Below are 10,912 nucleotides of genomic sequence, written 5' to 3' on the forward strand. Positions count from 1 at the left end.
CGATATTACCCCGCGATACCCTCCAGAGCATAGCAAGCAGCGGAAATGGCGGCCGTCGCCGGGATCGTGATTACCCAGGCGACCACGATGTTGCCAGCTATTCCCCACCTGACCGCCGTCGTCCGCCTGGCGCTGCCGACCCCCACGATGGCGCCGGTGATGGTGTGGGTCGTGGAGACGGGAATGCCGAGCCAGGTAGCGGCAAACAGGGTCAATGCTCCACCCGTCTCTGCGCAAAAGCCTTGCATCGGATTGAGTCGAGTTATTTTTGATCCCATCGTGTGAACGATGCGCCAGCCGCCGAGCAAAGTACCAAGCGCCAAGGCGAGCTGGCACGAAATCACCACCCACAAGGGAACGTAGAATTCCGGGCCCAGCAGGCCCTGCGAATAGAGAAGCACCGCAATGATGCCCATGGTCTTCTGCGCGTCGTTGCCGCCGTGACCCAGGGAATAGAGTGCCGCCGAGATGAACTGCATCGTCCTGAAGGTCTGGTCCACGGCAAAGGGGGTGCTGCGCACGAAAAACCATGAGACGGCCAGGACGAGGAGCACCGCCAAGAAGAAGCCGATCGCAGGTGACATGACGATCGCGGCCGATGTCTTCAAAAGACCCGGCCAGACGATGGCCCCGATGCCTGCCTTGGCGACGCCGGCTCCCACCAGCCCCCCGATCAGTGCGTGGGAGCTGCTCGAAGGGAGCCCGAGAAGCCAGGTGAGAACGTTCCAGACGATTGCGCCGGTGAGCGCCGCGAAGATCACGCGCGGGTCGACGACATTCGCACTGACAATACCGGTGCCGAGCGTCTCTGCGACGTGCAATCCGAAAAACAGGAACGCAATGAAGTTGAAGAACGCTGCCCAGAAGACGGCGTATTGCGGCCTGAGCACGCGTGTCGAAACGATGGTAGCGATGGAATTTGCCGAATCATGCAGGCCGTTCAGAAGATCAAAGACCAGAGCAACAGCAATGAGCCCGACAAGAAGCGGAAACGCGAGTGTCGCCTCCATCGGGGCTCCTACACGTTTTCGAGCACGATGCCGCCGATCTCGTCGGCAACGTCCTCGAACCGATCAACCACCTTCTCGAGCTCTCCGTAGATTTCACTGCCGATCAGATACGCCATCGGATTGGAGCCTCCATGTGCCAGGAAAAGCTCTTTGAGCCCGCGGTCGTAGAGTTCATCGGACCGCTCCTCCACGCGTACGACTTCCTCGGCAAGCTCGCTGAGTCGCTGCGAATTGGCACTCGCGCGTTCGAGGAGGGGAATGGCTTGAGATATCAAGTTGGCAGCCTCCACGATCGCGGAAGCCATCTCGCGCATGAGCGGGTCGAAGCTGCGCTGCTCGAACAGCGTCACGGTCTTCACCGTCTTGCGCATCATGTCGATCGCGTCGTCCATCGACTGAATGAGGTCTTTGATGTCGCTGCGGTCGAAAGGCGTGATGAAGCTGCGCCTTGTCGCGAGAAGAACCTCGCCGGCGATGGCGTCGGCGCGCTCTTCCAACGATATGATTTCCTTGCAACAGGCCTCGATGTCATCGCACGCCAAAAGCCGCTCCAACGCTTTGGCGCCGAGCACCAGAATTCCTGCGTGCTGTGAAAAGAGATCGAAGAAACGATCCTCACGCGGCAGAAGCCGGCGAAACCATCCCATCATCGAACAACATCCTCCGCCGTTGACGGCACATGCATAAACCAAGTGCTGGTAGCGCGAAGTTCCGTGTGCCGGCAAAGCTTTTCTGTGCAGCGATGGTGAGGACCTCCCTCCGATGCGTGTGCGATCGCGCTGCGGAACTCTGAGAGGGCGAGATGTTGAGCGAACAAGGTATTCCGCACGTCTTGATCGACGCAACCGTTCTGGTTGCGGGCTTCGCAAGCTGGGCCGAATGAAGGTTTGAGAACCAGGCTGCGCAGGGGGGGGCAGCAACTCGCGACCACCACCTTTGAACCGCGCTCGAAAAGAGCGGGGAAGCTAATACCGCTCCAGCCACCCCCCTGAGAAGCCTGCGCGGCGCAAGCCAGCCACCAGTGGCGGGCAACGTCGCATGATGTCCCAAAGCAGGCCGGTCCGGTAGTTTTCGACCATCAGCACGACCGGCCCCTGGTCGATGCCGAAGTGATAGGGAGTGACCCACCACCCCGTGGCGCTATCCTCGACCGGAAACGACTGATTGAATGACGGCTTGAAGCCGTAGAGCCGCGTCATGCCGAGGTCCAGCCGGGCGAAGTTGCGAGCCGTCGGGATGACGATCTCCGGCGCAAAGGGCAACGAAGCGACTACAACCCAAGGAGCCACCGTCCCATCGTCGGGGCCGAAGGGAGCGCCGCGAGCGATGTAGTCGAAGAACTCGCGTTTGACGCCGTTAACCTCCCGCGTGATCCAGCCGGGCCCATCGCAAGCAGTGAACCCCCAGCAATGTTCCCCGTAGCCGGCCCAATTCATCGGGTTGCGGATTGCGTATTCCTGCTGCACGAAAGTCGCCTGCCGGCTGTTCTCGAAATAGTCGCTGTCGTGCTGCCGCATGAAGGCATCGCGGATGCCGCGGAAATCCACCCACATGTGCGATAGCTGATGGGTGAAGAGCGGACCCGAATAGAGCAGCTCGCGGCCGTAGATCTCTTTCCACTCGTATGTTTCGGTGTAGGCAGGGTAGCTCTCGGGCGGCAACGGATGGGTCGGCGATCCCAGGCCCAGAAAATAGAGCAGCAGGCCTTCATCGTAGCCACTGTAGCGGTGCGGTATGAAGCCGCTTTCCGGGCGCCAGCCATGGGTGAGCGTCACGCCGCCGTCGCACGCCCAGTTCCAGTCGGCACGCTCATAGAGCTCGGTGGCGAGTTGACGAATTTCGGCCTCTTCCGGCGTGTCTCGATCGAAGTAGGCCGCGACTGTCAGTGCGCCTGCGAACAGAAACGCTGAGTCGATCGTCGACAGCTCGCACTGCCAGACGCGGCGACCCGTTTCGATGTCCAGGAAATGATAGAAGAAGCCCTTGTATCCGGAGGCGTCCGGCTCGGGTCCTTGCGGAAGCTCCAACAGATACTGCAATCGCCTGCGGGTAATCTTCGCAGCGAATTTGCGAATAATTACCCCGCGCTCCACGATGATGGGGATTGTCGCCAGCGCCATCCCGTTCGCAGCAATGCTTGCCGGAGTATTCGGTTCCGTCTTGTCCCGAACCAGGCCGTTGTCCGGGTTCGTTTCGTGCAGATAGTACAGCACGGTGCTGAACTGCAGGCGTGCGAGATCTTCGCTGGTCGGCAGCCTGTGCAGCTCGGCGTCGGTCGACAGGGTTTCGGGCATCGCCGTCAGTGGGGAAACAAGGGGAGATCGCGCGGAACTCCGCCGTCACGGAGCCGCGCGATTCGCTTAGTTGGAACGCGGTTCAAATGTTGTCCGCCTCCGTCGAAGTTCTGCGGGAGGCGGGCGCCTTACCCTTGACGCCCCACTTCCATCCGCTGATCTCCGGCATGTCGTCGCCGTGCTTTTCGATATATTGCCGGTGATCGATCAGCTTCTCGTGGATGGCCTGCTTGAAATAGGCGGCGCGCGCTCCGAGCTGCGGCAGGCGATCGATCACGTCTTCAGCCAGATGGAACCGGTCGAGGTCGTTCAGCACCACCATATCGAACGGAGTCGTCGTCGTTCCTTCTTCCTTGTAGCCGCGGACGTGCAGGTTGGGGTGGTTGGTCCGTCGGTAGGTCAGACGATGGATCAGCCAGGGATAGCCGTGGAAGGCGAATATGATCGGCTTGTCCTTCGTGAATAGCGCGTCGAAATCGCGGTCCGAAAGCCCGTGCGGATGTTCCTTCTCCGGCTGCAGCTTCATCAGATTCACGACATTGACGACCCGCACCTTCAGTTCCGGCAGGTGTTTGCGAAGCAATTCCACCGCGGCCAGCGTCTCCAGGGTCGGCACGTCTCCGCAGCATGCCATCACCACGTCGGGCTCGGAGCCCATGTCGTTGCTGGCCCACTCCCAGATGCCGAGACCCGCCGTGCAGTGCTTCACCGCCTGATCCATCGTGAGCCACTGTGGCGCGGGCTGCTTGCCGGCAACGACGACGTTGATGTAGTCGCGGCTGCGCAGGCAATGGTCAGTCACTGACAAGAGCGTATTCGCGTCCGGCGGCAGATAGACCCGGATGACGTCCGCCTTCTTGTTGACGACGTGGTCGATGAACCCCGGGTCCTGGTGACTGAACCCGTTATGGTCCTGCCGCCAGACATGGGAGCTCAGGAAATAGTTGAGCGAGGCGATCGAACGCCGCCAGGGTATTTCGTGACAGACCTTCAGCCACTTCGCGTGCTGGTTGAACATCGAATCGATGATGTGGATGAAGGCTTCGTAGCACGAGAAGAAGCCGTGCCGGCCTGTGAGCAGATAGCCCTCTAGCCAGCCTTGACACTGATGCTCGCTGAGCACTTCCATGACCCGGCCGTCCGGCGCGAGATGATCGTCCTCGGGGTAGATTTCGGCCATGTAGCAACGGTCGGTGACCTCGAGCACGTCCTGCCAGCGATTGGAGTTGTTCTCGTCCGGGCTGAACAGGCGGAAGTTCTTGTTGTCCAGGTTCAACTTCATGACATCCCGGAGGAACTTGCCCATCGCCCTGGCCGACTCGGCGGTTGTTGCACCCGGGCTGGTCACCTCCACCGCATAGTCGCGGAAGTCCGGCATCTTCAGATCGCGAAGCAACAACCCGCCATTGGCATGCGGGTTGTCGCTCATTCTCCGGTGACCGGTTGGAGCCAGCGATGCCAAATCGGATTTGAACCGGCCGTCGGCGTCGAACAGCTCCTCCGGACGGTAGCTCTTCATCCACTTTTCGAGAATTTTGACATGCTCGGGCTTATCCATGTCGCCCATCGGCACCTGGTGCGAGCGCCAATAGTCCTCGGTCTTCTTGCCATCGATTTCAGGGGGGCAGGTCCAGCCCTTCGGCGTGCGAAAGACGATCATTGGCCAGGCTGGGCGTTTGAGGTTGCCTCCTTTTCGTGCGTCAGCCCAGATGCGCTTGATTTCCGCCACCGCCTTGTCGAGCACCTCTGCCAATTCCTGGTGGACCTTCGCCGGATCGCGCCCTTCGACGAAGTAGGGCGCGTACCCCATGCCCTCGAAGAATTTCTGCAATTCGTCCTTCGGGATGCGGGCGAGGAAGCACGGATTGGCAATTTTGTATCCGTTGAGGTGAAGGATCGGGAGCACGCAGCCGTCGCGCGCCGGATTCAGGAACTTGTTTCCCTGCCATCCGGTTGCGAGTGGCCCGGTCTCGGCTTCGCCATCGCCGACGATGCAGGCTACGATCAGGTCCGGATTGTCGAATGCGGCACCGTAGGCATGGCTCAAGGCATAGCCGAGCTCGCCGCCTTCATGGATGCTGCCGGGCGTCTCGGGAGCAACGTGGCTGGGGATGCCGCCCGGGAAACTGAACTGCTTGAACAGCCGCTTCATGCCCTCCGCGTCCTGCCCGATGTTCGGATAGACCTCGCTGTAGGTCCCTTCCAGGTAGGCGTGGGCAACCAGCGATGGCCCGCCATGCCCCGGGCCGATGATGTAGATCATGTCGAGGTCGTCGCGCTTGATGACCCGGTTCAGGTGGACATAGAGCATGTTCAAGCCCGGCGACGTGCCCCAGTGGCCGAGCAGCCGCGGCTTGATGTGCTCGCGCTTCAAGGGCTCCTTCAGCAGCGGGTTGTCGAGGAGGTAGATCTGCCCGACCGACAGGTAGTTCGAAGCGCGCCAGTAGGCATCCATCGCCTGCAATTCGGTCGCCGACAGCGGACCGGCAGCCGGTTGGGTTTTGGGGGTCGCACGCTTCTGGGGTGTTTCAGCGGTGATTGAAGCCATGGGTCACTCCTCTGTCCGGATCGAGGCCGTTCACATGAATCCGTCGAAAACCAGGACCCCAAGCCCAATGTCCTGTCGGGAGGCTTTGTCGGGCATCGATCGACACGAATGCCCGCTCTCCCTGAAGCCCGAGCGATAGCTTATTCCTGTCTTACCCTCAGCGCCCGTAAGATCGTGTAAGATCGGGGCGCGATCGCGGGGAATTGCATCTTTGGCCGGCGCTCCATGCCACAGTAATAGAGCTGAGAAGTCGAATTCAAGCTGCCGCTCACGGGAGGTGGTGGTTGAAAGTCGGAATTGTCGGATCAGGCATGGTGGGCAGTGCCGCGGCATATGCCATGGGATTGCGTGGCGTGGCGAGCGAGATCGTGCTGGTCGACCTCGATCCGGCTTTGGCAGAAGCGCACGCCCTCGACATCGCTCACGCAATGCCCTTTGCTTCCGGCACCGCGGTTACGAGCGGGGACTACGACCGCCTTCGAAATGCCGGTGTAGTCATCATCGCCGCAGGCGTCGCGCAGCGGCCCGGCGAGACAAGAATTGACCTGCTTGGGCGCAACGCCACAGTGTTCCGCGAGGTCATTGCCGAGATCATGCGTGTCTGCCCCGATGCGATCCTGCTGATCGCGTCGAACCCGGTGGACATCATGACGCAAATAGCCAGGACGATCTCAGGCCTGCCGGCACGTCGCGTGATCGGATCGGGCACGATCCTTGATACCGCGCGGTTTCGCAGCCTGCTCGGCGCACATTTGAATGTCTCGCCCCGGTCCGTTCACGCCTATGTGCTGGGCGAGCATGGCGACAGCCAGGTATTGGCCTGGTCATGCGCGCGCGTGGGCTCGGTTCCCCTTGCTGGCTTCGGAGCACAAGTCGGCGCGCCGATCACGGAGGCAGTGCAGGCAGAGATCGACAACAAGACCAGAAACGCCGCCTACACAATCGTCAAGGGGAAGGGCTCCACCTACTACGGCATCGGGGCAGGCCTGGCGCGGATCGTCGGTGCGATACGGCAGGATGAGCATGCCGTTTTCACCGTCTCGATCGTCACGGAGAACGTCGAGGGAGTTCGAGATGTGGCCCTGTCGGTCCCTCGCGTCGTGGGACGCCGGGGCATCACCGCAGAGCTCTTCCCCGATCTCGACGCCCAGGAGCATGCGGCGCTCTACCGAAGCGCATCGCTGCTGCACGGTCTCCTGGATTCGATGACGCTCTGAGCTGAAGTAGCGATGAGTTGGTTCGTCACTGATGGGGGCTATGTCGGCCTAGGGCTATCCGACTCCACCGCTGCAGGCGACCCGAGCCGGGCGGAAACCGCAAGACCAAGGCGATGGATCTGGCTCCCGGGACGCGCGGGCTGCGCGTCCGACGAAGTCGCAGGCTGTCTCACTCGCGGGGAGGGATGAAATGGATCGGCAACGGGTTCCGCTCAAGGTGACCTGGGCCCGCTTCGTGCGCGCAGTTCGAAATTTTGCGAGCTCGGAGGTCGGCGGGCGGGCCAAATTCATGGCTGGCGGCCTCTTCGCCCTGCTGTGCGGTCTGAGCGGCCTGAACGTGGTCAACAGCTACGTCGGCCGCAATTTCATGACAGCGATCGCTGACCGCCAGACTGACGCATTCATCCGGCTGGCGATACTGTATCTTGGCGTGTTCGCTGCTTTGACGCTTGTCGGGGTCTTCGCCCGATTTGCCGAAGAGCGGCTGGCGCTGCTTTGGCGCGAGTTCATAACCCGGCGCGCGGTCACGGTCTATCTCGCTGACGGGACCTACTACCGTCTGGACGCCTCGGGGCAGCTTACCCATCCCGACCAGCGGATGGCGGATGACGTTCGCACCTTCACGATCACCACGCTCTCCTTTGTTCTGATGGTGTTCAACAGCAGTCTCACGGTACTGACCTTTTCCGGCGTGCTGTGGTCGATCAATCCTTTGCTGTTCGTTGTAGCCGTCCTCTATGCGGCTTGCGGCTCCTATCTGACGATCGCCCTCGGGCGGCCGCTGATCAATCTGAACTACGATCAGCTCGACAAGGAGGCTAGCTTCCGTTCCGGGCTCATTCATGTTCGGGAAAGTGCCGAGCCGATCCTGCTGGCGAGGGACGAGGAGCGGCAGAAAGGGCTGTTGTTGACCAGGCTCGAAGATCTGGTCGCGAATTTTCGCCGAATTACTTCCATCAATCGCAACGTGGGATTCTTCACCACCGGCTATAATTGGCTGATCCAGATCATCCCGGCCCTGATCGTTGCTCCGGCATTTATAAAAGGCGAGATCGAGTTCGGTGTGATCACCCAGTCCGCCGCGGCATTCGCCGTACTTGTGGGCGCGTTTTCGCTGATCGTCACCCAATTCCAGTCGATCTCGAACTTCGCAGCGGTAGTCGCGCGGATCAGTTCGCTGATAGAGGCCATCGAAAAAGCACCGGCTACCCCGAGCGCTGGTTCGACCATCGAAATCGTCGAGCGAGAAGGGTCTTTGACTTACCAAGGGCTGACCCTGCTGTCATCGAGGGATGGGCCCCCTCTCATCAAGAGTTTGTCAGTGTCGATCCCGGGCGGGGGACACGTCTTGCTCGCAGGACCGAACAAGGCCCCGGGAACGGCTTTGTTCAGAGCGACCGCGGGCATTCCGACCCCGGGCGCAGGGCGCATCATTCGGCCCAGGTCCGGCGATCTCGCTTTTCTCGCGCAACGGCCCTATCTGCCGCCGGGTACCTTGCGTGGGATCCTGGTGCGCCCGGAGAAGGCAAGCGACATGTCGGACGACCGAATTCTCGGCGTGTTGCGCGAGCTCGGTATCGAGGAACTCGTGAGCAGGGCAGGCGGACTGGATGGGGAGCAAGCCTGGGCGACTTCCCTGTCGCTGACCGAGCAGCAGCTTCTGGCCCTTGCGGGAGCGATGCTTGCCGCGCCGCGCTTCGTGTTCCTGGATCGGGTCGACGCGACCCTCGGTCCCCAGCAACTCCGCAAAACACTGCAGCTGCTTTCCGAGCGTTCGATTACCTGCGTCAACAACGGTGAGCCCCACGAAGCGCGTGGTATCTACAGCGCGGTTCTCGAGTTCAGCGAGGACGGTGGATGGACCTGGACTGAGACTCCTGCCTGAGCTTTTGGCAACCCAGGTGCCAGCGTGAGCAGGTCATAATCCTGTTGGCGGGCGCCCACCAGTTGCCGGCTACTCCCGAAAACTGCTCGACCACTCCCTGCGAGTGCCTAATCCGACCCCCGAACTTACAGTAACTTCTTTATCCAAAGCTGGTTCTGATCCCGCGAATGATGATATTTTTTGACCGGAGGGCTGGTGGAGCACGATCGGGAGGGCTCCTCGATGACCCACGAACTGGCGAGCACGGCAGCGGCGCTGGTTGCTGACGGGAAAGGCATTCTCGCGGCGGACGAGACGGTCCCGACCTTGACCAAGCGGTTCGACGCACTCGGAATCCGATCCACTGAAGAAACTAGGCGGGCCTACCGGGAAATGCTGTTCACCTCCAAGGGGGCTGCCGAGTTCATCAGCGGCGTCATCATGTATGACGAGACCATCCGCCAAGAGAGCTCCGACGGAACGCCTTTCGCGGAGGTGCTCTCGAGCCAAGGGATATTTCCCGGCATCAAGGTCGACACGGGCGCGAAGCCTCTTGCCGGCTCGCCGGACGAGAAGGTGACCGAAGGGCTCGACGGATTGCGGGATCGCCTCTCGGAATACCGTTCTATGGGCGCCCGCTTCGCCAAGTGGCGGGCCGTAATTCGCATTGCCGACGCTCTGCCGAGCGTCGCATGCGTGAGTGCAAACGCTCATGCTCTCGGGCGATACGCCGCGCTTTGCCAGGAGCAGGATCTCGTGCCGATTGTGGAGCCGGAAGTGTTGATGGACGGGTCGCACACGATCGAGCGCTGCGAAGAAGTCACCGGCGCGGTCCTCCACGCAGTGTTCAATGCCCTGTTCGAGCAGCGGGTGGTGCTGGAGTCCATGCTGCTCAAGCCCAACATGGTGATCGCGGGCGAGAAATGCCCTCGGGCAGCTTCCGTCGAGGAGGTCGCCGTCGCTACTCTCCGCTGCCTCAGGCGTCACGTGCCCGTTGCGGTGCCCGGCATCGTGTTTCTATCGGGCGGCCAGGACCAGCTGGCGGCCACTGCCCATCTTAATGCCATCAACCGACTGCCCGGGCCCAAGCCCTGGAAGATCACTTTCTCCTATGGGCGTGCGCTCCAGGACCCGGCAATGGAGGCGTGGCAGGGCCGCGAAGAGACACTGAGGATGGGTCAGGAGGCGCTTTACCGCCGGGCTCACTGCAACGGGGCGGCCTGCCTTGGGAAGTACACTGCCGAGATGGAGGCGGCCTGATCGGGGTTGGTCATTTCCCGTCGCGGCCGGCATGGCGGCGTCGATGACAGCCCTGCTCGAGAAGCGCCTTACCAGGGAATGCGTCAAGCCGCGCCTCCCTGAATTGCTGCGGGAAAACCGACAACGTCTAAGCCGGGAGAGCTGGACGTGAGCGTGTTCGTAATCAGGCATGGGGAGACCGAGTGGAGCCAGAGCGGGCACCACACCGGCACGACAGACATCGCCCTGACCGACAATGGACGACGACAGGCGGAACGGATGCGGGCCGTGCTGGCCAGGCACAACTTCGCGCTCGTTCTCGTAAGCCCGCTGCAGCGGGCACGGGAGACTTGCGGTTTGGCGGGGCTTGGCGAGGGAGCCATCGTCGACCCGGACCTGATGGAATGGAACTACGGCGAATACGAAGGGCTGACGCCCAAGGAAATCCAGGCGAAGAGGCCGGACTGGCTGATTTTCCGGGATGGATGCCCGGGCGGCGAGACGGCAGCCCAAGTCGGTGCTCGGGTGGATCGCATCCTGGCCCGGGCGCGGGCTGCGGACGGCGATGTCGCCCTTTTCGCGCACGGACATGTGCTGCGCGTGCTGGGGGCGCGATGGCTCGGGCTGCCACCGCATGCCGGACAGCACTTTCTCTTGGATACGGGTACTGTGAGCGTTCTCGCCCACTACCACGAGATTCCCGCAGTCAGGATCTGGAATGGACACCTTGCCGGTTAGCA

8 protein-coding genes are annotated in these 10,912 nt (G+C 61.6%); 4 read left to right on the forward strand and 4 right to left on the reverse strand.

The features are described from left to right. Positions 1 to 5: 5 nt before the first annotated feature. From SAZ10_RS04435 to SAZ10_RS04450, 4 genes are all read right to left on the reverse strand, one after another. The gene (locus SAZ10_RS04435) at positions 6 to 1,010 is read right to left on the reverse strand and encodes an inorganic phosphate transporter (RefSeq protein WP_318607971.1); all 1,005 of its coding nucleotides are present in this window, start codon (positions 1,008 to 1,010) and stop codon (positions 6 to 8) included. Positions 1,011 to 1,018: 8 nt separating this feature from the next. Continuing rightward, positions 1,019 to 1,660, reverse strand: a complete 642-nt coding sequence (locus SAZ10_RS04440; RefSeq protein ID WP_318607972.1) for a DUF47 domain-containing protein — start codon at positions 1,658 to 1,660, stop codon at positions 1,019 to 1,021. Positions 1,661 to 1,975: 315 nt separating this feature from the next. Next, positions 1,976 to 3,304: a glucoamylase family protein gene (locus SAZ10_RS04445; RefSeq protein ID WP_318607973.1), complete on the reverse strand. Its 1,329-nt coding sequence runs from the start codon at positions 3,302 to 3,304 to the stop codon at positions 1,976 to 1,978. A gap of 82 nt (positions 3,305 to 3,386) precedes the next feature. Then, positions 3,387 to 5,852 (reverse strand): phosphoketolase, encoded by a 2,466-nt coding sequence (locus SAZ10_RS04450; RefSeq protein WP_412535158.1) that lies wholly within the window; start codon positions 5,850 to 5,852, stop codon positions 3,387 to 3,389. Between the two features lie 284 nt (positions 5,853 to 6,136). Here SAZ10_RS04450 and SAZ10_RS04455 point away from each other — a divergent pair, with 284 nt between their 5' ends. From SAZ10_RS04455 to SAZ10_RS04470, 4 genes are all read left to right on the forward strand, one after another. Further along, positions 6,137 to 7,069 carry an L-lactate dehydrogenase gene (locus tag SAZ10_RS04455; RefSeq protein ID WP_318607974.1) on the forward strand — a complete coding sequence of 311 codons (933 nt, stop codon included), beginning with the start codon at positions 6,137 to 6,139 and terminating at the stop codon, positions 7,067 to 7,069. A gap of 190 nt (positions 7,070 to 7,259) precedes the next feature. After that, positions 7,260 to 8,954 carry an ABC transporter ATP-binding protein/permease gene (locus SAZ10_RS04460; RefSeq protein WP_318607975.1) on the forward strand — a complete coding sequence of 565 codons (1,695 nt, stop codon included), beginning with the start codon at positions 7,260 to 7,262 and terminating at the stop codon, positions 8,952 to 8,954. Positions 8,955 to 9,176: 222 nt separating this feature from the next. After that, positions 9,177 to 10,193, forward strand: a complete 1,017-nt coding sequence (locus SAZ10_RS04465; protein ID WP_318607977.1) for a class I fructose-bisphosphate aldolase — start codon at positions 9,177 to 9,179, stop codon at positions 10,191 to 10,193. 147 nt (positions 10,194 to 10,340) lie between these two features. Beyond that, complete coding sequence (locus tag SAZ10_RS04470) at positions 10,341 to 10,910, forward strand: histidine phosphatase family protein (RefSeq protein WP_318607978.1); 570 nt, start codon at positions 10,341 to 10,343, stop codon at positions 10,908 to 10,910. Positions 10,911 to 10,912: the final 2 nt, after the last annotated feature.

Origin of the sequence: Mesorhizobium sp. BAC0120 (genome assembly GCF_033542235.1) — a bacterium.
In the GTDB taxonomy this organism is placed as follows: Bacteria; Pseudomonadota; Alphaproteobacteria; order Rhizobiales; family Rhizobiaceae; genus JAWRCU01.

Coding starts and splice junctions, on each gene's coding strand:
- SAZ10_RS04435 (WP_318607971.1), bottom strand. CDS start 1,010: ATGGAGGCGACACTCGCGTTTCCGCTTCTTGTCGGGCTCATTGCTGTT.
- SAZ10_RS04440 (WP_318607972.1), bottom strand. CDS start 1,660: ATGATGGGATGGTTTCGCCGGCTTCTGCCGCGTGAGGATCGTTTCTTC.
- SAZ10_RS04445 (WP_318607973.1), bottom strand. CDS start 3,304: ATGCCCGAAACCCTGTCGACCGACGCCGAGCTGCACAGGCTGCCGACC.
- SAZ10_RS04450 (WP_412535158.1), bottom strand. CDS start 5,852: ATGGCTTCAATCACCGCTGAAACACCCCAGAAGCGTGCGACCCCCAAA.
- SAZ10_RS04460 (WP_318607975.1), top strand. CDS start 7,260: ATGGATCGGCAACGGGTTCCGCTCAAGGTGACCTGGGCCCGCTTCGTG.
- SAZ10_RS04465 (WP_318607977.1), top strand. CDS start 9,177: ATGACCCACGAACTGGCGAGCACGGCAGCGGCGCTGGTTGCTGACGGG.